Origin of the sequence: Micromonospora sp. LHW51205 (assembly GCF_003315815.1) — a bacterium.
GTDB classification, from domain to species: Bacteria; Actinomycetota; Actinomycetes; order Mycobacteriales; family Micromonosporaceae; genus Micromonospora; species Micromonospora chalcea.
Genome location: NZ_QMEZ01000004.1, coordinates 660,769 through 682,307 on the forward strand (window position 1 = coordinate 660,769; position 21,539 = coordinate 682,307).

At 72.0% G+C, this 21,539-nt stretch carries 17 protein-coding genes; 8 read left to right on the forward strand and 9 right to left on the reverse strand.

Annotated elements, in window-relative coordinates; all coding sequences use genetic code 11:
• Position 1: 1 nt before the first annotated feature.
• A complete protein-coding gene (locus DQE82_RS19025) occupies positions 2 to 1,417 on the reverse strand; it encodes a HAMP domain-containing sensor histidine kinase (protein ID WP_113973374.1) in 1,416 nt (471 codons plus the stop codon).
• A complete protein-coding gene (locus DQE82_RS19030; RefSeq protein WP_043325535.1) occupies positions 1,414 to 2,070 on the reverse strand; it encodes a response regulator transcription factor in 657 nt (218 codons plus the stop codon). The genes DQE82_RS19025 and DQE82_RS19030 overlap by 4 nt, the downstream gene beginning before the upstream one ends.
• Before the next feature lie 95 nt (positions 2,071 to 2,165).
• Here DQE82_RS19030 and DQE82_RS19035 point away from each other — a divergent pair, with 95 nt between their 5' ends.
• Together DQE82_RS19035 and DQE82_RS19040 are read left to right on the forward strand one after the other, a co-directional pair.
• On the forward strand, positions 2,166 to 3,275 hold the full coding sequence (locus tag DQE82_RS19035; RefSeq protein ID WP_113973375.1) for a sigma-E factor regulatory protein RseB domain-containing protein: 1,110 nt from the start codon (positions 2,166 to 2,168) through the stop codon (positions 3,273 to 3,275).
• Between the two features lie 240 nt (positions 3,276 to 3,515).
• Positions 3,516 to 5,735 (forward strand): AAA family ATPase, encoded by a 2,220-nt coding sequence (locus DQE82_RS19040; RefSeq protein ID WP_233514720.1) that lies wholly within the window; start codon positions 3,516 to 3,518, stop codon positions 5,733 to 5,735.
• Positions 5,736 to 6,248: 513 nt separating this feature from the next.
• Here DQE82_RS19040 and DQE82_RS19045 read toward each other — a convergent pair.
• Positions 6,249 to 6,671 carry a hypothetical protein gene (locus DQE82_RS19045; protein ID WP_043325539.1) on the reverse strand — a complete coding sequence of 141 codons (423 nt, stop codon included), beginning with the start codon at positions 6,669 to 6,671 and terminating at the stop codon, positions 6,249 to 6,251.
• A 284-nt stretch (positions 6,672 to 6,955) separates the two neighbouring features.
• Here DQE82_RS19045 and DQE82_RS19055 point away from each other — a divergent pair, with 284 nt between their 5' ends.
• Positions 6,956 to 7,330 (forward strand): hypothetical protein, encoded by a 375-nt coding sequence (locus tag DQE82_RS19055; RefSeq protein WP_043325541.1) that lies wholly within the window; start codon positions 6,956 to 6,958, stop codon positions 7,328 to 7,330.
• 61 nt (positions 7,331 to 7,391) lie between these two features.
• Here the strand turns inward: DQE82_RS19055 and DQE82_RS19060 are convergent, their stop codons facing one another.
• The 4 genes from DQE82_RS19060 to DQE82_RS19075 form a co-directional block, all read right to left on the reverse strand.
• Positions 7,392 to 8,384 carry a sporulation protein gene (locus DQE82_RS19060; RefSeq protein WP_064447217.1) on the reverse strand — a complete coding sequence of 331 codons (993 nt, stop codon included), beginning with the start codon at positions 8,382 to 8,384 and terminating at the stop codon, positions 7,392 to 7,394.
• Positions 8,385 to 8,484: 100 nt separating this feature from the next.
• Complete coding sequence (locus DQE82_RS19065; protein ID WP_104114909.1) at positions 8,485 to 9,204, reverse strand: hypothetical protein; 720 nt, start codon at positions 9,202 to 9,204, stop codon at positions 8,485 to 8,487.
• A 57-nt stretch (positions 9,205 to 9,261) separates the two neighbouring features.
• On the reverse strand, positions 9,262 to 10,038 hold the full coding sequence (locus DQE82_RS19070) for a DeoR/GlpR family DNA-binding transcription regulator (protein WP_113973436.1): 777 nt from the start codon (positions 10,036 to 10,038) through the stop codon (positions 9,262 to 9,264).
• A gap of 35 nt (positions 10,039 to 10,073) precedes the next feature.
• Entirely contained in the window at positions 10,074 to 12,083 is a 2,010-nt protein-coding gene (locus DQE82_RS19075; protein WP_113973377.1) for a beta-galactosidase, read from the reverse strand.
• 278 nt (positions 12,084 to 12,361) lie between these two features.
• Between DQE82_RS19075 and DQE82_RS19080 the strand changes: the two genes are divergently transcribed.
• From DQE82_RS19080 to DQE82_RS19095, 4 genes are read left to right on the forward strand one after another with little or no spacing between them, the layout of a single operon-like run.
• Positions 12,362 to 13,693: an ABC transporter substrate-binding protein gene (locus DQE82_RS19080; protein WP_113973378.1), complete on the forward strand. Its 1,332-nt coding sequence runs from the start codon at positions 12,362 to 12,364 to the stop codon at positions 13,691 to 13,693.
• Between the two features lie 22 nt (positions 13,694 to 13,715).
• Entirely contained in the window at positions 13,716 to 14,672 is a 957-nt protein-coding gene (locus tag DQE82_RS19085; protein ID WP_064447215.1) for a carbohydrate ABC transporter permease, read from the forward strand.
• Positions 14,669 to 15,550, forward strand: a complete 882-nt coding sequence (locus DQE82_RS19090) for a carbohydrate ABC transporter permease (protein WP_013284905.1) — start codon at positions 14,669 to 14,671, stop codon at positions 15,548 to 15,550. The genes DQE82_RS19085 and DQE82_RS19090 overlap by 4 nt, the downstream gene beginning before the upstream one ends.
• On the forward strand, positions 15,547 to 17,778 hold the full coding sequence (locus DQE82_RS19095; protein ID WP_113973379.1) for an alpha-galactosidase: 2,232 nt from the start codon (positions 15,547 to 15,549) through the stop codon (positions 17,776 to 17,778). Before DQE82_RS19090 ends, DQE82_RS19095 begins: the two co-directional genes overlap by 4 nt.
• 87 nt (positions 17,779 to 17,865) lie before the next feature.
• On the opposite strand, the gene DQE82_RS19100 is transcribed toward DQE82_RS19095, so the two are convergent.
• Positions 17,866 to 19,254, reverse strand: coding sequence for a cellulase family glycosylhydrolase (locus DQE82_RS19100; RefSeq protein WP_113973380.1), 1,389 nt, complete (start codon positions 19,252 to 19,254; stop codon positions 17,866 to 17,868).
• A 293-nt stretch (positions 19,255 to 19,547) separates the two neighbouring features.
• Here DQE82_RS19100 and DQE82_RS19105 point away from each other — a divergent pair, with 293 nt between their 5' ends.
• Positions 19,548 to 20,510, forward strand: a complete 963-nt coding sequence (locus DQE82_RS19105) for a TIGR03557 family F420-dependent LLM class oxidoreductase (RefSeq protein ID WP_043325553.1) — start codon at positions 19,548 to 19,550, stop codon at positions 20,508 to 20,510.
• A gap of 229 nt (positions 20,511 to 20,739) precedes the next feature.
• Here the strand turns inward: DQE82_RS19105 and DQE82_RS19110 are convergent, their stop codons facing one another.
• Entirely contained in the window at positions 20,740 to 21,537 is a 798-nt protein-coding gene (locus DQE82_RS19110) for an endonuclease/exonuclease/phosphatase family protein (protein WP_064447211.1), read from the reverse strand.
• Positions 21,538 to 21,539 lie beyond the last annotated feature (2 nt).

Sequence of the window (21,539 nt, forward strand, 5' to 3'; positions counted from 1 at the left end):
CTCACTCCGGGTCCGGCTCGGCCAGCGCGGGCAGCCGTACCGTCGCCCGCAGCCCCGGCGCGGCGGCGCCGGGCGTCGCGTCGGCCAGCTCCACCGCGCCGCCGGCCCGGCGCACCAGCTCACGCACGATCGCCAGGCCCAGGCCCGCGCCGCCCGCGTCGCGGGCCCGCGCGTCGTCCAGCCGGGTGAACCGGGCGAACACCCGCTCCCGGTCCGCCGCCGGGACGCCCGGCCCGTCGTCGGTCACCGTGACCAGGTGGTACGCCCCGTCCGGCCCGCTCACGGCCAGCTCCACGCCGGTACGCGCGTGCCGCAGCGCGTTGTCCACCAGGTTCACCAGCACCCGGCGCAACTCCCCCGCGTCCCCCTCGACCCACAGCGGCCCGTCCGGGAGCGTCAGCCGCAGCGGCGGCGACGGGTAGCGGGCCGCCACCGCGCGCACCAGCTCGCCCAGCTCCACCGGGCCCACCGGCGCCGGCCGGGCGTCCTGCTCGTCCAGCCGGGCCAGCAGCAGCAGGTCGTCCACCAGGCGGCTGAGCCGCTCGGTGTCGGCGAGCAGGTCGTCGGCGACCGCCGGCCAGTCGGTGTCGTCGCCGAGACGCCGGGCCACCTCCAGCTCGGTACGCATGTTCGTCAGCGGGCTGCGCAGCTCGTGCGCGGCGTCGGCGACGAACGCCCGCTGCCGGTCCCGGGACGCGGCCAGCCGGTCCAGCATGTCGTTGAGCGTGACCGCGAGCCGGTGGATCTCGTCCTGCCCGGCCGGTACGGGCAGCCGCTCCGCCCCGGCCCGCCCGGTGATCTCGGCCGCGCCGCTGCGCAACTGCTCGACCGGTCGCAGCGTCGCGCCCACCACCCGCCAAGCCACCACGCCCAGCCCGGCAACCAGCAGCGGGAAGCCCACCAGCAGCAGGTTGCGGACCACGCGCAGGCTGTGCCGCACGTCGGTGAGCGACTTGGCGACCAGCACCGTACGCGGCTCCTGCGGCGTGCCGGCCGGCACCGTGACCACCCGCACCGGGCCGGGCATGCCGGCGCGCCGCCCGTCCACCACCAGCCGCTGCCGCTGCCCGGGCCGCAGCTCGTCCGGGCCGAGCATCGGCACCAGGCGGTCCGCGTCGATCGAGGCGGCCCGGATCCGGCCCTGGACGTCGACCACCTGCACCCGCAACTGCCCGCCGGCCACCGGCAGCGGGTCCGGCAGCGGGTCCGGCAGCGCGTCCTCGGCGGTGAGCAGCGCCACCGCGTCGGCGGTACGCAGCGCCTCCTCGTCCACCGAGCGCTGCAGCGTCCAGCCCAGCGCGCCGACCAGCAGCGTCCCGCCGAACGCGAACCCGACCGCCAGCCCCAGCACACCGAGCGCGAGCAGCCGGGCCCGCAGGCCGAGGCGCGGCAGCGGCCCGCGTACCCAGCGGCTCACGTGGCCAGCCGGTAGCCCGCGCCGCGTACCGTCTCCAGCCGTTCCCGGCCGATCTTGCGGCGCAGGTAGCCGACGTAGACCTCCACCGCGTTCGGGGCGGTGTCGACCGAGGCGTCCCAGACGTGGTCCAGCAGCTCGGTCTTGGAGACCACCTCGCCGGGGCGGCGCATCAGATAGTCCAGCAGCGCGTACTCGCGACTGGTCAGCACCACCTCGGCGTCGGCCCGGGTGACCCGGCGGCGGGCCGGATCGAGGCGCAGGTCGCCGACGGTGAGCACGGTCGGCCGGCGGGGCGCGCCGCGGCGCAGCAGCGCCCGCAGCCGGGCCAGCAGCACCACGTACGAGAAGGGCTTGGTCAGGTAGTCGTCGGCGCCGCAGTCCAGGCCGTCGGCCTGGTCGTACTCGCCGTCCTTGGCCGACAGCATCAGCACCGGCAGCCAGCGCTGCTCGGCGCGCAGCCGGCGCACCACCTCGTAGCCGGACAGGCCGGGCAGCATCACGTCGAGGATCATCGCGTCGTACTCGCCGTGCCGCGCCGCGTCCAGCCCGGCCGGGCCGGTCGCCGCCACGTCCACCGCGAAACCCTCCGCCGACAGACCCCGGCGCAGCGCCGCCGCGAGCCGCGTCTCGTCCTCCACCACCAGCAACCGCACCGGTCCAGCGTGCCACCATGGGGTCACCCGTAGGGGATCTCCTCAGCGTGGTCACAGCGACGCTCGCGCAGCATGGTGCGCAGGAGGTGCACACTATGTCCGTGATGAAGAACCGCGCCGTGCTGCGCTGGCTGGTCCCGGTGACCGCGGGGGTCGCCGTGATCGGCGGTGGCGCCGCCGTCAGCACGTTCGCCGCCGGCGCCGACCCCGCGCTGCCGCCGCGCAGCGCCGCCCAGCTCCTGGAAGACCTGCGCACGTCCCGCCTGGACGGGCTCTCCGGCACCGTGGTGCAGCGCGCCGACCTCGGCCTGCCGCCGATCGCCGCGCTCGCCGGCCGGGCCACCGGCAACGACCTGGCCGGCCTGGTCTCCGGTACGCACACGCTGCGCGTCTGGTACGGCGGCGAGGACCGGCAGCGGCTCGCGCTGGTCGACACGCTCGGCGAGCAGGACATCCTGCGCAACGGCCGCGACGTGTGGACCTGGAACAGCCGGGAGAACACCGCCACGCACCGGCTGCTGCCGGCCGACGCGCCGGACCGGGCCACCGTGCCGGCCACCCCGGCCGACGCCGCGGACCGGGCGCTGGAGGCGATCGACCCGACCACCGCGGTCACCGTCGGCCGCACCGCCACAGTGGCCGGGCGGGACGCGTACGAGCTGGTGCTCACGCCGCGCGACAAGGCGTCCCTGGTCCACCAGGTCCGGATCGCGCTGGACGCGAAGGAGCACGTGCCGCTGCGCCTGCAGGTGCTCGCCGACGGGCAGGACGAGCCCGCGTTCCAGGTGGCGTTCACCCAGGTCGACTTCCGCACGCCCGAGGCCGACCAGTTCCGGTTCAACCCGCCGCCCGGCGTGAAGGTCACCGAGGCGACCGAGGGCGAGCGGCCCGGACCGGCGGGCAAGCGGTTCGATCGCAAGGACGCCGAGAAGCCGGACGTGCGTACCGTCGGCACCGGCTGGACCACCGTGGTGGTCGCCAAGATCGGCGATGCGGCGACCGGCGACGGCGCGAAGCCCGGCGCGGACGCGCCGGACGCCCAGATGCTCGCCCAGGTGCTCGGTGACCTGCCGAAGGTCAGCGGCGACTGGGGCAGCGGCCGGCTGCTCAGCGGCAAGCTGTTCAGCGTGCTGCTGACCGACGACGGCCGGGTGATCGCCGGTCTGGTCACGCCGGAGCGGCTCTACCAGGCGGCCAAGGGCTGAGAATCGCCGTGCCCGGGGCCCGGTCGGCTGACGTCGACCGGGCCCCGAGTCGTGTCCGGGCTTGGTCGGGTGGCGGCCGACGCGCTATCTTTCTCAGTTCAGGCACAAAAAGGAATGGCTTCTGAATGCCATTCCTGCGGCAATTTTAGTCAATGAGGAGCCGGATTGTCAACGCACTCCGACGTGTCGGCTGACCTGCGCCAGGACGACGAGATCGGCCGCGAGCAGGAATACGTCTCGATGCTGTACGACCGGCTGGACGGCATGCGGGAACAGGCCGCCCGGCGGCTCGACGAGGAGTTGCGTCACACCGGCGGCACGCAGCAGGCCCGCTCCCAGCGCGACTCGACCGTGGCGATGTACGCCGACCAGGTCGAGCAGTTCTCCGCGGTGGAGAGCGGCCTGTGCTTCGGCCGCCTCGACGGCGACGACGGCGCGGTCCGCTACATCGGCCGGATCGGGATCTTCGACTCCTCCGGCGACTACGACCCGCTGCTGATGGACTGGCGCGCCCCCGCCGCCCGCCCGTTCTACCTGGCCACCGCCGCCAACCCGCAGGGCGTACGCCGCCGCCGGCACCTGCGTACCCGCGACCGCAAGGTGACCGGGCTCAACGACGAGGTGCTGGACATCACCGCCGCCTCCCCCACCGCGCACGAGGAACTGACCGGCGAGGCGTCACTGCTCGCCGCGCTCAACGCCGGGCGCACCGGCCGGATGCGCGACATCGTCGAGACCATCCAGGCCGAGCAGGACCGGATCATCCGCGCCGACCTGCCCGGCGTGATGGTGGTGCAGGGCGGCCCCGGCACCGGCAAGACCGCGGTGGCGCTGCACCGCGCCGCGTACCTGCTCTACACCCACCGCCAGCAGCTCTCCACCCGAGGCGTGCTGCTGGTCGGCCCGAACGCCACGTTCCTGCGCTACATCTCCCAGGTGCTGCCCACGCTGGCCGAGACCGGCGTGCTGCTGCGTACCCAGGCAGACCTGTTCCCCGGCGTGCACGCGCGCCGCGCGGAACCCGCCACCACCGCGGCGCTCAAGGGCCGCGCGGTGCTGGCCGACGTGCTCGCCGCGGCCGTCCGCGACCGGCAGTGGGTGCCCGACGAGCCGGTCACCATCGAACTGCCGCAACGGGAGGTGCTGACGCTCGACCCGGACACCGTGCGGCAGGCCCGCGACCGGGTACGCCGCACCGGCCGCCCGCACAACCTGGCCCGCGCCCTGTTCGACGTGGAGATCGTCCACGCGCTCGCCGACCAGGTGGCCGAGCGGATCGGCGCCGACCCGCTCGGCGGGGAGAACCTGCTCTCCGAGGCAGACCGCGCCGAGATCCGCCGCGAACTGCGCGAGGAGCCGGAGATCCGGGCCGCGCTGGACGAGCTGTGGCCGGTGCTCACCCCGCAACGCCTGCTCGCCGACCTGTACGCCTCGCCGGAGCGGATCGCCACCGCCGCGCCGATGCTCACCGACGCCGAACGGGCCGCGCTGCACCGCGAGCCGGGCGGCTGGACACCCGCCGACGTACCGCTGCTGGACGAGGCCGCCGAACTGCTCGGCGAGGACGAACGCGCCGCCGTCGCCCGGCGGGAGCGGATCCGGGCGCTGGAACGCGAGTACGCCGAGGGCGTGCTGGAGATCTGGCGCGGCTCCCGCTCCATCGACGTCGAGGACGAGGCAGACGGCGGCGAGATCCTCGGCGTCACCGACCTGATCGACGCCGACCGGCTCTCCGAACGGCAGGAGGAGTCCGACCGGCTCACCACCGCCCAGCGCGCCGCCGCCGACCGGACGTGGGCGTTCGGGCACGTCATCGTGGACGAGGCGCAGGAGCTGTCGCCGATGGCGTGGCGGCTGCTGATGCGCCGCTGCCCCAGCCGGTCCATGACGATCGTCGGCGACGTGGCGCAGACCGGCGCGCTCGCCGGCACGCCGTCGTGGGGCGAGGCGCTGGCGCCGTACGTGGCGGACCGGTGGCGGCTGGAGGAGCTCACGGTCAGCTACCGCACCCCGGCCGAGATCATGGCGGTCGCCGCCGACGTGCTCGCCGAGATCGACAGGGCGCTGCGGCCACCCCGCTCGGTACGCGCCACCGGCGTACCGCCGTGGGACCGGACCGTGCCGGCGGACCGCCTCGTGACCGAACTGGTCGAGGCGACCGCCCGGGAGGCCGCGTCGCTCGGCGACGGGCGGCTCGGCGTGCTGGTGCCGACCGGGCGGGTGGACGAGCTGGGCGGCGCGGTGGTGGCGGCGCTGCCGGAGGCGACAGTGGGTGAGCAGCCCGAGCTGGCGAACCGGGTGGTGGTGCTGACCACCGAGCAGGCCAAGGGCCTGGAGTTCGACTCGGTGCTGGTGGTCGACCCGGCCCGCATCGTGTCCGAGTCCCCGAGGGGCCACAGTGACCTCTACGTGGCCCTGACAAGAGCCACCCAGCGCCTGGGCATCCTCCGCACCCCCTGACCCTCTCCCCCGGCCTCTGCCTCCGCCTCCGCCCTGTTGATCATGAAGTTGGCAGCCTTGTCGATCTCCAAGTCGGCCGCCAACTTCATGATCGGCCGGGCCGAGCACGTGCTGCCCCATGTCCCGCCGTGCCCACTCTCGCCCCTCGCCCCGCTCGGCGATCATGGAGTTGCGGCCCCGAAAAACGCCATCAAACGGACATTTTTCGGGTCGGAAGTGCAAGATCGGCGAGTGCGGGCTTGGGGGCGGCGGACGGGGGCGTGTGTCCGGGTGGCCTGTTCGCGCCAGTTCGCCGGAGTGGCGGTCACGCGCACCAGATCGGGGAAGTTGCTGCATCACACCCGCCCCGACCACACCACCCCGCCGAACTGGCGACCCTCGCACCAGAACGGGGAAGTTGCTACATCATGGCCGCGCTGACCACGCCACTTCGGCGAAGTGGCGCAGTCAAGACGCGGGTGCGCGAGGGCGGGGGTGGCCGGAGGCCACCCCCGCCCTCGCGCACTGCCTCGGTCAGCCCGGATTAGGGCGATTGTTGGTGAAGTTGCCCACCTGCGCGCCGGTGGCCGAATTGTCGCTCGTGGAGCCACCGGCCGGGGTGCTCAGGCCACCCGTACCCGCGTCCCCGGTCGTCGTCGGGGCCACCTTGCCCGGGTGCTTCTCGGGCTGCCGGGCCAACCGGCGCACACTGGCCGGGCCGGCCGTGCCACCGGTCGTGGTCACCGCGCCCTGACCCCGGGTCGGTCCGCCGTCGCGCAGCACCGTCGGGTCGACGGGTACGTCCGCCGGGTCGTCCGGGTCGAGTTCCTGCCGCATCCGTTCCACGTCGGTCTGCGGCACGGTGATCTCGTCCAGCGCGCCGTCGCCGTACACGCCGCCGGCGACCCGCTGCTCGGCCCGCCGGGCGGCGTCCTGCCGCATGTCGTCCTCACGCACGTCAACCACCTCGCAGCTCTCGGGGTATCGGTGTTGCGTGCCCGAGGGTGGGTGGCTGAAACCGGAACCGGCGGCGGGAGGACCGGTGTGCGCCCTCGTGTCCGGTTCCGGCTGCAAGGCCGAGCGTGGTGGCCATTCGACGGCGACCGGCGGTTACCTTGTCTCCGGCCTCGGGTAGACCCAGGGTGCCCCCGCCACAGAGCGCGAACCGCGCCGTGGCCGACCTGCGGTAGCGGGGCGAGGGTGTGCAGGTTAACGACTCATCAAATCCTGAGGAGGACCAGATGAGCACGCAGGCTGCATCCACCAGGCCGATGAACCGGCCGATGTCCGACGTCCAGAACCGGTCGAGCATGCAGGACACGTCGACCCGGCACATGCCGTCGATGCACGACGGTCACCGGGAGAACATGCCGTCCCCGGGTACGGAGACGAAGCAGGCGTTCCTGACCACCGAGTTCTGGGTGTACGCCGCAGCGGTCGCGCTCGTGGTGATCGCCGCGTTCTGGAAGGGCACCACCGCCAACGGCCTGAACATCAACAACCCGAACCAGGCCTGGTGGTACCTGACCGCGCTGACCGGCGCGTACCTGGTCAGCCGTGGCCTGTCGAAGGCGGGCAGCGCGCGCCGCTCCGGCAAGGAGCGCCGCGGACGTTGATCCGACGCCGCGCGAACGGCGACGCCCCCGGGATCCGTCCCGGGGGCGTCGTCGCGTCTGCTCACTCCTCGCCGAAGTCCCCGAAGTCGTCACCGCCGCCGTCGAAGGCGTCGTCGAGCATCTCGCCGGCGATCATGCCGCCGGCGACGCCGAGCGCGGCGCCCGCGATGACGCCGCCCATGCCCGGGCCGCGCCGCCCGTGGCCGGCGTAGCCGTGGTGACCCGGGTAGCCGTGGCCGCCGTGGTGCGGCATGCCGAAGCCCTGGGCGCGCATGCTGCCGTAGCGGCCGGTGGTCTCCCGCAGCCAGCCGTCGACGACCTGCACCCAGTCGGTACGGGCGGCGTCGGTGTGCGGGACCGAGTAGCGGCCGATCACGTCGTGCCCGGGGCTGAGGAAGCCGCCCCGCTTGTCGCACTCCAGGATCACCTCGACGCCCTGCGGGCTGGTCACGAACGTCAGCTCGACCTCGTTGACCGTCTGCGCGTACTGCGGCGCGGCGAAGAACTCGATCTCCTGGTAGAACGGCAGCGTCTGCGGCACGCCGTAGATGTGGCCCCGCTCCAGGTCGGCGTGCTTGAACCGGAAACCGAGCGCCTGGAACGCCTCCAGGATGCGCTCGTGGACCGGCAGCGGGTGCACGGACACCTGGTCCAGGTCGGACTTGTCGACGGCGCGGGCCACCGCCAGCTCGGTACGCAGGCCCATGGTCATGCCGTGCAGCCGCTGGCCGTAGACGTCGGTGATCGGGGTCTCCCACGGCACCGGCATCTGGAACGGGATCGACAGCTGCTGCTTCGGCGCCAGATCGAACGCGCCGCTGACGGGCAGCCGGTGGAACTCCATGACGCCCGCGTACTCGTGGTTGCCGCTCTCGATCTCGACGCGGGTGACCAGGCCGAGGTTGATCTGCTCGATCCGCGCCGGGCTGTCGCCACCGACCAGGTTGACGTGACCGTCCAGGGTCAGCCCGGGCCGGGTGTTCGGGTTGGTGAGCACCGTGTCGACGCTCGGACCGCCCACGCCGAACGCGCTCAACATCTTCTTGAAGACCATCGGTCACTCCCGCTGAACTGCATTCCGACATGGACCGTCGGACGCTTCGTCAGGGCACCCTAAATGCCGCGACTGAGAAGTGGCTGTGAGGCGCACCGGATCACAGGCCCTCCTCCTGGTGCTCGGTCTCCAGCGTCGGCGGGCTGTCGGCGTCGGGGGTGATACGGATCCGGCTGGTCTTGATCCGGTCGTCGAGTTTCGCGTAGCAGAACTGCGGCAGGGGTTTGCCGACCGGCACCAGCGCGACCTCCGGGAACTCGTCGCACCGCAGGTCGCTCCAGCGGTTGTCGCTCGTGTACTGGCGGTGGAACAGGGCGAGCAGCCCGTCCCGGGTGACCACCGTCCGCTCGGCGGTCGCCGTCCACTTGAAGAGCTGGGAGCCCGACGGTGTGGCGACGACCGTGTAGACCACGTCGAGTCCGGCGTACGTGACCGTGCAGTCGAACGTCGCCGCGTGTTCGCCGGTGAATCCCTTGTTGTCGCAGGAGCTCGTCATCGGCTTCAGCACACCGGCGGAGTCGAGCACGTTCTGCTCCAGCGTGTGCCGGATGCCCGGATCGGGTCGGCCGTAGAGGAGGTTGGGCTTGGGCCAGGTCGGTTTCGGCGACTCGGGCACCGCCGGTGACGTCACCGGGCGGCCGAGGCCCTCCCAGTCGTCCTGGTTGACCACGTTGGTGATGAGCTGACCGACGCCGCAGAGACCGCCGCAGACGAGCAGCGCGGCGAGCACGCCGAGCAGGATCTTCCGCCTGCCGGGTCTCGCCTGCTGCGGGCCTGCCGGCTGGGCTGGCGCCTCGGCGTACTGACGATCACCGTCCATGTTGTCTCCCCCGTCGGTCATGGCGAGGGCAGAGGGTAGCCGACGGCGGGCCGGCTGTCAGTCCGCCCGGACCACCACCAGTTCGCCGACCTGATCGCCGAGTTGGCGTCGGGCCTCCGGCAACAGGCCGCTGTCGGTGATCAGCATGTCGGCCTCCTCCAGCGGCGCGATGGTGGCGATGCCGATCGTCTCCCACTTGGTGTGGTCGGCGAGCACGACCAGCCGCCGGGCGGAACCGATCAGCCGCCGGTTCACCGCCGCCTCCAGCAGGTTCGGCGTGGTGAACCCGGTACGCGGGCTCATCCCGTGCACGCCGAGGAAGAGCAGGTCGACGTTGAGCGCGGCTATCGCCGCCTCGGCGACCGGGCCGGTCAGCGCGTCCGACGGGGTACGGATGCCGCCGGTCAGCACGACTGTCTGATCGGCGCGGGGGTTCTGGTAGAGCGCGTCGGCCACCGGGATCGAGTTGGTGACCACAGTGATCCCGCGTACCTCGGCCAGCCGCGCGGCCAGCGCGGCGGTGGTGGTGCCGGCGGACAGCGCCACCGCCATCCCCGGTTCGACCAGGCCGGCGGCCCGCTCCACGATGGCCCGTTTCTCGGCCTGCTGCCGGACCGACTTGGCGGCGAAGCCGGGCTCCTCGGTGGAGCCGGGACCGGCGAGCGTCGCGCCGCCGTGGACCTTGTCGATCAGGCCGCGTTCGGCCAGCACCTCCAGGTCGCGGCGGATCGTCATGTCGGACACCCCGAAGCGGCTGACCAGGTGACTGACCCGGACGCCGCCACTCTGGCGGATCAACTCCAGGATGGCGCTCTGCCGTTGCTGGGCGAGCATGTGGACCTCCATCGGCGCGAACGGCAGGGTTGCGGTCAGGCGCTCACGGGCGCCGGCGCGGGCTCCTCGCGGACCACCGCCACCTCCCCCGCCGGCACCTCCAGCTCGCCGTCGCAGCGGGCGCCGCCGAGCAGCTCGACGCCGGTGACCGGCAACCGTACCGGCTCGGTGGTGTGGTTGATCAGGAACAGCCAGCTCCGGTCCGCCGCGCGGCGGCGGACCACCTCCACCCCGGTCGGCGCGCTCACCCGCGGCCGGACGCCGGCCTCGGCCAGCAACCGGGCCACCAGCCGGTCGGTGGCCTCGTCGTCGAGCCGGGTGCCGACGTACCAGGCCGAGCCCGCGCCGACGGCGTTGCGGGTCAGCGCCGGCACGCCGGGCAGGGGCCCGTCGGCGTACTCGGCCAGCACCTCCGCGCCGTCGGCGTGCAGCCACTCGGTCCACACGTCGGCGCGGGCGCCGTCGTCGAGGCGTACCGTCTCGCCGGCCCGCAGCGGGAAGAACTCCTCGACGTGTACGCCGAGCAGGTCGCGGTACGCGCCGGGGTAGCCGCCGAGCCGGATGTGGTCGTGCTCGTCGACGATGCCGCTGAAGTAGGTGACCACAGCGGTGCCGCCGGCCTCCACGAACCGGCGCAGCGCGTCGGCGTCGGCGTCGCGGACGAGGTAGAGCGTGGGAACCACGACGAGCCGGTAGCGGGACAGGTCGGCCGAGGGGTGCACCACGTCGGCGGTGATCCCGGCCCGCCAGAGCGCGGAGTGAAGCGCGGACAACCGGTCGGTGTAGGTGACGTCGACGCTCGGGTGGGAGTCGAGTTCGGCGCCCCACCACGCCTCGTAGTCGAAGAGGATGGCCACGTCGGCGTCGACGCGGCTGCCGCGTACCTCGGCGAGCGCGCGCAGGTCGGCGCCGAGCCGGCAGACCTCGCGGAACACCTTGGTGTCCGGGCCGGCGTGCGGCACCAGCGCGGAGTGGAACTTCTCCGCGCCGGCCCGGGAGGCCCGCCACTGGAAGAACAGCACGCCGTCGGCGCCGCGCGCGACGTGGGCGAGGCTGTTGCGGCGCATCTGACCGGGTGTCTTGGCCACGTTGCGGGGCTGCCAGTTGACGGCGCTGGTGGAGTGCTCCATCAGCAGCCAGGGCGCGCCGCCCGCCACGCCCCGGGTGTGGTCGGCCGCGAGCGCCAGGTTGACCTGCGGCTGCGGGTCGGCGGCGGTGAGGTAGTGGTCGTTGGCGACCACGTCCACGTCGGCGGCCCAGGAGTGGTAGTCCAGGTACTTGATGCCGGTGCCGATCATGAAGTTCGTGGTGACCGGCTGCGGGACGAGCCGGTTCAGCAGTTCCCGCTCGGCGCGCAGCTGGGCGCGCTGCTCGTCGGAGGAGAACCGCAGGAAGTCCAACTGCTGGGTGGGGTTGGCGAACGTCGGCGCGGTACGCGGCGGGTTGATCTCGGCCCAGTCGTGGTAGCGCTGGCTCCAGAACGCGGTGCCCCAGGCGGCGTTGAGCGAGTCCAGGTCGCCGTAGCGCTCGCGCAGCCAGCCGCGGAACGCCTCGGCGCTGACGTCGCAGTAGCAGTGCACGTTGTGGCAGCCGAGTTCGTTGGAGACGTGCCAGAGCACGACGGCGGGGTGGCGCGCGTACCGCCGGGCGACCGCCTCGACCAGGGCGAGCGAGTGGTCCCGGAACACCGGCGAGCTGGGGCAGTACGCCTGCCGGCCGCCGGGCCAGAGCACCGTGCCGTCGGCGCGGCGGGGCAGCGTCTCCGGGTGCCGGTGCGCCAGCCACGGTGGCGGGCTGGCGGTGGCGGTGGCCAGGTCGACGCTGATGCCGCCGTCGTGCAGCAGGTCGATCGCCCGGTCCAGCCAGTCGAAGACGTACCGACCGGGGGTGGGCTCCAGCAGGGCCCAGGAGAAGATGCCGACCGAGACCAGATTGACGCCGGCCCGTCGCATGAGTTCGACGTCCTCGGTCCACGTCTGCTCGGGCCACTGCTCCGGGTTGTAGTCGGCGCCGTACCAGATGCCCTCGCCGTGCCAGTTCCGCATGACAGCAGAGGTTGCCCCCGAACAGCACCCAAGTCAACACTTTCCAACATCGACTGAAGTTCCAACGTTTACCGGCTCTTTGCCCCGCCTAACCGCCGACGGCGTCGCCTTTTTGCCCCCTTGACAGCGCCGCGCCAAGGGGTAGCTTCAAGCGCCACCGGCTGTTTGTGTTCGGACGTGTGGATTCTCGGTGGATCTACCGCGACCGACACGACACCGCTCACCGCCAACGATCACGGTCCATGAGCGCAGCGCACCTCTTCCACGCAGGAGGCACCATGTCCCGTCCCCGCTCGCAAGCCGAATACCTCGCCCGGCTCGTACCCCCGTCCGTCGCCGGCCTGAACCGGCGCTCGCTGCTCGCCGGCGCGGCCGGCGCGGGAGCGCTGCTCGGCACCGGCCTGCTCGCCGGCTGCGGCGACTCCGACTCCGGATCCGGCGGTGACGCCAAGAGCGTCTCGGTCGGCTCGAACCAGTCGGACCCGAAGCCCAAGGACGTCGTCGCGAAGGTGATGGACGGCTTCAAGACGTCCTCCGGGGTGACGGTCAACATCAACACGGTCGACCACAACACGTTCCAGGAGAACATCAACAACTACCTGCAGGGCAAGCCGGACGACGTGTTCACCTGGTTCGCCGGCTACCGGATGCGGTTCTTCGCGGCAAAGGGCCTGGCCGGTGACCTCAGCGACGTGTGGGGCAAGCTCGACGGCTACTCCGACGCGTTCAAGAAGGCGTCCACCGGCGACGACGGCAAGCAGTACTTCGTGCCCGCGTCGTACTACCCGTGGGCCGTCTTCTACCGCAAGTCGGTGTGGCAGCAGCGCGGCTACGAGGTGCCGAAGACGCTGGACGACCTGAATACGCTCGGCGCGCAGATGAAGAAGGACGGGCTGAACCCGATCGCGTTCGCCGACAAGGACGGCTGGCCGGCGATGGGCACGTTCGACATCCTCAACCTGCGGATCAACGGCTACCAGTTCCACATCGACCTGATGGCCGGCAAGGAGGCGTGGACCTCCGACAAGGTGAAGAAGGTCTTCGACACCTGGGCCGGGCTGCTCCCCCTGCACCAGCCGGACTCGCTCGGCCGCACCTGGCAGGAGGCCGCGCAGTCGCTGCAGCAGAAGAAGAGCGGCATGTACCTGCTCGGCCTGTTCGTCGGCCAGCAGTTCAGCGGCGCCGACCTGGAGGACCTGGACTTCTTCACGTTCCCCGAGATCGACTCCACCATCGGCGCGAAGGCCCTGGACGCCCCGATCGACGGCTACATGATGGCCCGCAAGCCGAAGTCCAAGGACGCGGCGGAGAAGCTGCTGACGTACCTGGGCTCGAAGGAAGCCGCGGACATCACGGTGAAGAACGACCCGAGCACGCTCGTCGCCAACAGCGGCGCGGACACCGGTGCCTACACCGCGCTGCAGAAGAAGGCCGCCGAGCTGGTCGGCTCCGCCACCGAGATCGCCCAGTTCCTCGACCGCGACACCCGGCCGGACTTCGCCTCCACCGTGATGATCCCGGCGTTGCAGCAGTTCATCAAGGACCCGAAGGACATCGGCGGGCTGCTCACCAGCATCGAGAACCAGAAGAAGTCGATCTTCACCAGCTGACGGCGGAAGGGGGAAGGACATCATGTCCGACCTGCCCCTGATCCAAGCGGATCGCGCCGTGCCGCCGCCGGCCGCGACCACCAGCAACGGTGGTCGCGGTCGCCGGCTACGGCTCCTGTCCCGCACCGACCGCGTGGTCATCACGCTCATGGTGCTGGTACCCCTGCTGCTCGTCGCCGGCCTGGTCTGGCTGCCCGCGGTGGCGACGGTGCTGCTCTCCGGCACGAACTGGGACGGCATCGGCCCGGTCTCCGAGATCGAGTGGGTCGGCCTCAAGAACTACGACGACGTGGTGAACATCTACCCGCCGTTCGTCCCCGCGGTGCAGAACAACCTGCTCTGGCTGGCCGCGCTGTTCGTGGTGGCCACCCCGTTCGGCATGTTCCTCGCCGTGCTGCTGGACAAGGAGATTCGCGGCAGCCGCTTCTACCAGACCGCGCTCTACCTGCCGGTGGTGCTGTCGCTGGCGCTCATCGGCTTCGTCTGGCAGCTCATCTACAGCCGCGACCAGGGGCTGCTCAACGGCGTGTTCGGCGGCGAGACCGACTGGTACGGCGACCCGAACGTCAACATCTGGGCCGTGCTGGTCGCGGCCGGCTGGCGGCACGTCGGCTACATCATGCTGCTCTACCTGGCCGGCCTCAAGGGCGTCGACCCGTCCCTGCGGGAGGCCGCCGCGGTCGACGGCTCCTCGGAGACCAGCACGTTCTTCCGGGTCGTCTTCCCGGTGATGCGCCCCATCAACATCATCGTGCTGGTGGTGACGGTGATCGAGTCGCTGCGCGCGTTCGACCTGGTCTGGGTCATCAACAAGGGCCGCAACGGGCTGGAGCTGATCTCCGCGCTGGTCACCCAGAACGTGGTCGGCGAGGCCAGCCGGATCGGCTTCGGCTCCGCGCTGGCGACGATCATGCTGGCCGTCTCGCTCGTCTTCATCACCATCTACCTCTGGACCGTGATGCGGGAGGACAAGCGATGACCGCCGTCTCCGCCGGCCGCCGCCGACCCGTGCGGCCCGCCCGGGTCGTCCTGCACCTCTTCCTGGGTACGGTCGCAGTGGGCTGGCTGTTCCCGATCCTGTGGGCGGTGCTCACCTCGTTCCGCTCCTACGAGTACACCGCCGCCAACGGCTACGTGTCGCTCGGCGGCTGGACCGTCGACAACTACGTCACCGCCTGGCGCACCGCCGAGTTCGGCAAGCACTTCCTCAACTCGGCGTACATCACGGTCCCGGCGGTGCTGCTCACGCTCTTCCTCGCCTCGTGCGTGGCGTTCGTGATCGCCCGGTTCAGCTGGAAACTCAACATCGCGCTGCTCGGCCTGTTCACCGCGGCGAACCTGCTGCCGCAGCAGGCGCTGCTCATCCCGCTGTTCCGGATGTTCACCGAGATCCCGCTGCCGGCCTGGATGAGCGACTCGGAGCTGCTGTACGACAGCTACTGGGGGCTGATCCTGGTCAACGTCGCGTTCCAGTGCGGCTTCTGCGTGTTCGTGCTCAGCAACTACATGAAGGCGCTGCCGCACGAGCTGTACGAGGCAGCGATGGTCGACGGGGCGAACGTGTGGCGGCAGTACTGGCAGGTGACGATGCCGCTGTGCCGGCCGGCGCTCGCCGCGCTCGCCACGCTGGAGGTCACCTGGATCTACAACGAGTTCTTCTGGGCCACTGTGCTCATGCGTACCGGCGACAAGTTCCCGGTCACCAGCTCGCTGAACAACCTGCGCGGCGAGTTCTTCACCGACAACAACCTGGTCTCGGCCGGTTCGGTGCTGGTCGCGATCCCCACCCTGGTGATCTTCTTCCTGCTGCAGAAGCAGTTCGTCCGGGGTCTCACGCTGGGAGCCTCCAAGGGATGACGATCGTCCACCTGCGCCGCGCGCGGACCAGCCTGGTGCTCGACGCACGCGGCCCGGGGCTGCCCCGGGTCGTGCACTGGGGCGCCGACCTCGGCCCGCTGCCCGACGAGGACCTGCCCGCGCTCGCCGACGCGACGGTGCCGCCGGTGGTGCCGAGCAGCTTCGACGCGCCCACTGTGCTGTCGCTGCTGCCCGAGGCGAGCGCCGGGTGGAGCGGGCGGCCCGGTCTCGCCGGTCACCGCGACGGCCGGGACTGGTCGACGGCGTTCCGCCTCACCGGCCTCGACGTGCACGACGAGCCCGCAGCGCCGCCCGATGGTGCCGCCGCCGGCGGGCCCGCGCGGTTAGGAGGGGCCCCTTTACATGCACCAGGCGTTAACAAGGGGCCCTTCCTTTCCTCCGGGCGGGTGGTGGTGCGGGCGGCGGACCCGGATGCCGGGCTGAGCCTGACCGTCGAGATCACGTTGGACCCGGCGGGCGTGCTCACGCTGCGGCACCGGCTGCGCAACGACGGCGACGGCCGGTACGAGCTGCGGGAACTGACGCCGGTGCTGCCGGTGCCGGCGGTCGCCACCGAACTGCTCGACCTGACCGGACGGTGGTGCCGGGAACGCGCGCCGCAGCGGCACCCGTGGCCGATGGGCGCGTGGGTGCGCGAGGGGCGGCACGGCCGCACCGGCCACGACGCCACGCTGCTGCTGGTCGCGGGCACCGCCGGGTTCGGCTTCCGGCACGGCGAGGTGTGGGCGGTGCACACCGCGTGGAGCGGCGACCACGTCACCGCCGCCGAGCGCCGCCCGACAGGTGAGTCCACGCTCGGCGGCGGTGAGCTGCTGGCGCCCGGCGAGGTGGTGCTCGGGCCGGGCGAGGAGTACGCCACTCCCCTGCTCTACTCGGCCCACTCCACCGACGGGCTGGACGGGCTCAGCGAGGCGCTGCACACGCACCTGCGGGCCCGCCCGTCGCACCCGCGCACACCGCGGCCGGTGACGCTGAACGTGTGGGAGGCGGTCTACTTCGACCACGACCTGGACCGGCTGCGGGCGCTCGCCGACGCGGCCGCCGAGGTCGGCGTGGAACGCTTCGTACTCGACGACGGCTGGTTCCGGGGCCGGCGGCACGACCAGGCCGGGCTCGGGGACTGGTGGGTCGACGGCGAGGTCTGGCCGGACGGGTTGCAGCCGCTGATCGACCACGTACGCGGGCACGGCATGCAGTTCGGGCTCTGGGTGGAGCCGGAGATGGTCAACCCCGACTCCGACCTGTTCCGCGCCCACCCGGACTGGGTGCTCCAGGCGCCGGACCGACTGCCGCCACCGTGGCGGCACCAGCAGGTGCTCGACCTGGCCAACCCGGACGCGTACGCGTACCTGCTCGAACGGCTCGACGCGGTGCTGAGCGAGCACGACGGGATCGCGTACCTGAAGTGGGACCACAACCGCGACCTCACCGAGGCCGGGCACGCCGGGCGGCCCGGCGTGCACGCGCAGACCCGGGCGGTCTACCGGCTGCTGGACGAGCTGCGCGCCCGGCACCCGGGCGTCGAGATCGAGAGCTGCTCGTCCGGCGGCGCCCGGGTCGACCTGGAGATCCTGCGCCGCACCGACCGGGTGTGGGCCAGCGACTGCAACGACGCGCTGGAACGGCTGTCCATCCAGCGCTGGACCGGCCTGCTGCTGCCGCCGGAGCTGATCGGCACCCACATCGGGCCGCAGCGCTCGCACACCACGCACCGCGTGCACGACCTGGGTTTCCGGGCGGTCACCGCGCTGTTCGGCCACCACGGCATCGAGTGGGACATCACCGCGATCGACGCGACCGAGCGGGCCGAGCTCGCCGCCTGGGTGGCGCTGCACAAGCGGCTGCGCCCGCTGCTGCACGGCGGCCGGGTGGTCCGAGTCGACCACCCGGACCCGGCCGTGCAGGCCCACGGCGTGGTCGCCCACGACCGCGACCACGCGGTGTACGCGGTCAGCCGGGTCGCCACCTCGGCGGCGCAGGTGCCGGGCGCGGTGCGGCTGCCCGGGCTGGACCCGGCCCGGCGCTACCGGGTCCGTCCGCCCGCCGAGGCGCCCGAGCCGGCGATGCTGGAGCTGTCCCCGCCAGGCTGGCTGGCCTGGCCGGGCGACGGCATCACGGTGACCGGTTCGGTGCTGACCTCGGTCGGCCTGCAACTGCCGGCTCTGCACCCCGAACAGGCCCTCCTGCTGGAGGTGGTCGCGGCCTGACCCCGCGCCCCACCCCGGTGATCAAGGAGTTTGTGTCACCGCAGGCGTCCGAACGGGACACAAACTCCTTGATCACGCACGAGAGGGTCAGGCGGGGGTGCAGGTCACCGCGGGGGTGGAATTCGTGCCCTGCCAGCTGCCAATGAAGCCGAAGGTGGTGCTCGCGCCCGCGCCGAGGCGGCCGTTGTAGTCGACGTTGCGGGCGGTGTACGCCGACCCGCTGTTGCTGACGCTCGCGTTCCACGCCTGGGTGACGGACTGGCCGTTGGCGTACGTCCAGCGCACCGTCCAGCCGGTGATCGCGGCCGCTCCGGCGGTCACCTTGACCTCGCCCTGGAAGCCGCCCTGCCACGAGTTCGCGACGGTGTAGGTGGCGGTGCAGCCACTGGACGGCGGGGGCGTGGTGGGCGGCGGCGGGGTCGGGCTGACGGTCGGGCTGGTCGTCGGGCTCGCGGTGGGGCTGACCGTCGGGCTGGCGGTCGGGGTGGTGCTCGCGTACACCGACGCCTCACGGGAGGTGGCGGCGATGCCGTTGGCGCCGTTGAAGATGCGCTGCCCCCAGCTGGTGAGCTGGGCCGGGTTGAACGACGTGGTCATGTCCAGGTACTCCACGCCGCCGCCGTTGCCGCTCCACGACCAGCCGAGGTAGCCGATGCCGTTGGCCTGGGCGTACGCCATGATGGCGTCCTCGTCCGGGTTGCCGTCGGAGTGGTTGAACCCGAACTCGCCGACCACGATGGGCAGCCCGGCGGTACGGAAGCGGCCCAGGTAGTCGCTGATCTCGGCGGCGGTGTCGAACACGCCGTACATGTGGATGGAGAAGACGGTGTTGCGCTGCGGATCGGCGGCGAACACGGTGCCGGCGTTGTCGCGCATGGTGAACGACCAGTCCTGGCCCCAGTTCGGCGCGTCCACCATGATCGTGTGGGTCAGGCCGGCGGCGCGCAGCCGCTTGATCGCGTTCGACGTGTCGGTAATCCAGGCGCTGTAGCCCTGGTTGCCGAACGGCTCGTTGCCGATGTTGACGATGACGTACCTCTCCTGGCCCTTGAGCACGTCGGCGATGCTCAGCCAGTAGTCGGTGGCCTTGGCCAGCGTGGTGGCGGCGCCGTCCTCGCCGTACCCGGTGGTGTCGTGCACCTCCAGCACGCAGATCATCCGGTTGCCCTTGCACAGGGAGATCACGTTGGCCACGTCGGCGGCGCTGTTCTTCGTCCAGCGGTCGCCGCTGGACAGCACCACCCGGACGGTGTTCGCGCCGAGCGCCTTGATGTTGGCGAACGAGCTGGTCTGCTGCGGGTACCAGGTGTGCGCGTGGTTGACGCCACGCATGACGAACTCGACACCGTTGGCGTCGTAGAGACGCCCGTTGGAGACGGAGAAGCCGGTGGCCGCCTGGGCCGGCTGCCCGAGGGCGAAGACGGCGGCGAGGGCCGTCAGCAGGGCGGCGCCCGCGACGGAGAGCAGTTTCTTCATGGCTGTCCTCAGGGGAAGGATCCCCCGTGCCCGAGCGGGGGTGCGGTGACGGTGAGAGGGTGGTGGCGACTGAGCCCGGTAGCCGCCGCCCGGTTCCCGAACGGACGCAGGCATCAGCGTAGGACGATGGAAGGCGTGAGGCAACCGGTTAAGCAGGATCGGCCGGGAGGCGACACCGCTTGGCGCGCCGCATGAACTGAACCGGTTAAGAGACGAATGCGAAAGCGGACAGCAGGGTTGACCCGCGCCGGGCGGGGTATCCGGGGACGATCCGCCCGGGAAGGAGACGTGCCATGGTCAACGTCGGTTACACCCTCATGTGCGAGCAGGCCGGCCCGAAGGAACTCGTCGACCACGCCGTACGCGCCGAGGCCGCCGGCTTCGACCACCTGGTCATGTCCGACCACTACTACCCCTGGCTGGAGTCCCAGGGCCACTCCCCGTACGCCTGGTCGGTGCTCGGCGCGGTCGCGCACGCCACCAGCCGGGCGGAGCTGATGTCGTTCGTGACCTGCCCGATCCGGCGGTACCACCCGGCCGTGGTGGCGCAGAAGGCCAGCACCATCGGGGTGCTCTCGGACGGCCGCTTCACGCTGGGCCTCGGCGCCGGGGAGAACCTCAACGAGCACGTGGTGGGCGGATGGCCGCACGTGCAGCAGCGGCACGAGATGTTCGAGGAGGCGTTGCAGATCATCCGGCCGCTGCTCAACGGCGAGACGCTGACGTTCTCCGGCAACCACTTCGACGTGCCCGACGCGTACGTCTGGGACCGCCCGGACCGGCCGGTGCCGATGGCGGTGGCCGCGTCCGGGCGACAGTCGGCCACGCTCGCCGCCGAGTACGCCGACGCGATGATCGCCACCGACCCGCTGTCGCACCTGATCGACATGTACGAGGAGGCCGGTGGCGCGGGCCGCCCCCGCTACGGGCAGGTGGCCATCTGCTACGGCCCGGACGAGGACGAGTGCCGCAAGATCGTGCACGACCAGTTCCGCTGGTTCGGCCTGGGCTGGAAGGTCAACGCCGACCTGCCCGGCCCGGAGTCGTTCGAGGCGGCCACCCGGTTCGTCCGGGAGGAGGACGTGGCCGAGGGCATCTCCTGCGGCCCGGACACCGACCGGCACGTCGAGGCGTTCAAGAAGTTCGTCGAGGCGGGCTTCACCCACGTCGCGCTGGTCCAGGTGGGCGGCGACACCCAGCCGATGTTCCTCGACTGGGCCCAGGAGGAGCTGCTGCCCCGGCTGCGGGAGCTGTGACCGCTGAGGAGTTGACGCCATGCGTATCGGGAACACCGAGATCCGGCCCGCCGGGGGCGGGCTCGGCTGCCTGCTGATGATCCTCTTCTCGATCGTCGCCTCGGTGGTGCTCACCGTGCTGCTCAACCTGGTCCTGTAGCACCCGGCCCGGCGCGCTCGGCGGCGGCACCAGAACGGGGTGGCTGCGCCCCCGGCCCACGTACGCCTTCGGTCTGGGCTGGCGCGTCGTTCAGCCGGCCGTGAGGTCCACCTCGGCCAGCACCGGATAGTGGTCCGACGCCGAGTCGGCGTCACCGTCGCGGACCACCCGCACCGCGCGTACCCGGTCGGCCAGCGCCGGGGTGGCGAGCAGATAGTCCAGCCGCATCCCGGCGAACTCGGCGCCGCCGTGCCGGGTCGGCACGGTCCGGCCGCCGGGCTCGTCGCCGCCGGAACGCGGCCACAGGTCCACCAGCCCGGCGTCGAGCAGCCGGGCCACCGCGCGGGTGTCCACGGTACGGCCGTCGCGGCGCAGGTGCCGCCGCCGGTACGGAGTGGCCAGCCCGGCCAGCCGGGCGGTGTGGTCGACGGTGGGCTCCAGCGTGTTCAGGTCCCCGGCCAGCAGCGCCAGCTCTCCCCCGGTCCGCCGCAGCGCGGCGGCGAGCCAGTCCGCCTCCATCCGCCGCCGCCCACCCGAGTAGGGGTACAGGTGCGTGCTCAGCACGGTCAGCGGTCCCGCGCCGGTGGCGACCTGCACCCGGGCGGCGGCGTGGTGGAACGGGCGGCGGACCCGGCCGGCGCGCAGCACCCGCAGCGGCGGGCGGACCAGCACCGCCACCGGCTGGCCGAGACAGGACCGGGCCAGGTACGCCGCCATCCCGAGCCGCTCGGCCAGCCCGCCCAGCGTGGCGTCCATGCCGCGCAGCTCCTGCAACGCCAGCACGTCGGGGCGCTGCGCGGTGACGACCGAGACGATCCGGTCCCGGCGGTCGGCGCCGCCCGCGTCCCGCCCGCCGGTCCGGATGTTCCAGGTCATCACCCGCAGCATCG

Excerpts from the sequence above, each read along its gene's own strand:
- DQE82_RS19035 (WP_113973375.1), top strand. The coding sequence starts at position 2,166 with ATGTCCGTGATGAAGAACCGCGCCGTGCTGCGCTGGCTGGTCCCGGTG.
- DQE82_RS19040 (WP_233514720.1), top strand. The coding sequence starts at position 3,516 with ATGCTGTACGACCGGCTGGACGGCATGCGGGAACAGGCCGCCCGGCGG.
- DQE82_RS19055 (WP_043325541.1), top strand. The coding sequence starts at position 6,956 with ATGAGCACGCAGGCTGCATCCACCAGGCCGATGAACCGGCCGATGTCC.
- DQE82_RS19060 (WP_064447217.1), bottom strand. The coding sequence starts at position 8,384 with ATGGTCTTCAAGAAGATGTTGAGCGCGTTCGGCGTGGGCGGTCCGAGC.
- DQE82_RS19065 (WP_104114909.1), bottom strand. The coding sequence starts at position 9,204 with ATGGACGGTGATCGTCAGTACGCCGAGGCGCCAGCCCAGCCGGCAGGC.
- DQE82_RS19070 (WP_113973436.1), bottom strand. The coding sequence starts at position 10,038 with ATGCTCGCCCAGCAACGGCAGAGCGCCATCCTGGAGTTGATCCGCCAG.
- DQE82_RS19075 (WP_113973377.1), bottom strand. The coding sequence starts at position 12,083 with ATGCGGAACTGGCACGGCGAGGGCATCTGGTACGGCGCCGACTACAAC.
- DQE82_RS19080 (WP_113973378.1), top strand. The coding sequence starts at position 12,362 with ATGTCCCGTCCCCGCTCGCAAGCCGAATACCTCGCCCGGCTCGTACCC.
- DQE82_RS19085 (WP_064447215.1), top strand. The coding sequence starts at position 13,716 with ATGTCCGACCTGCCCCTGATCCAAGCGGATCGCGCCGTGCCGCCGCCG.
- DQE82_RS19090 (WP_013284905.1), top strand. The coding sequence starts at position 14,669 with ATGACCGCCGTCTCCGCCGGCCGCCGCCGACCCGTGCGGCCCGCCCGG.
- DQE82_RS19095 (WP_113973379.1), top strand. The coding sequence starts at position 15,547 with ATGACGATCGTCCACCTGCGCCGCGCGCGGACCAGCCTGGTGCTCGAC.
- DQE82_RS19100 (WP_113973380.1), bottom strand. The coding sequence starts at position 19,254 with ATGAAGAAACTGCTCTCCGTCGCGGGCGCCGCCCTGCTGACGGCCCTC.
- DQE82_RS19105 (WP_043325553.1), top strand. The coding sequence starts at position 19,548 with ATGGTCAACGTCGGTTACACCCTCATGTGCGAGCAGGCCGGCCCGAAG.
- DQE82_RS19110 (WP_064447211.1), bottom strand. The coding sequence starts at position 21,537 with ATGCTGCGGGTGATGACCTGGAACATCCGGACCGGCGGGCGGGACGCG.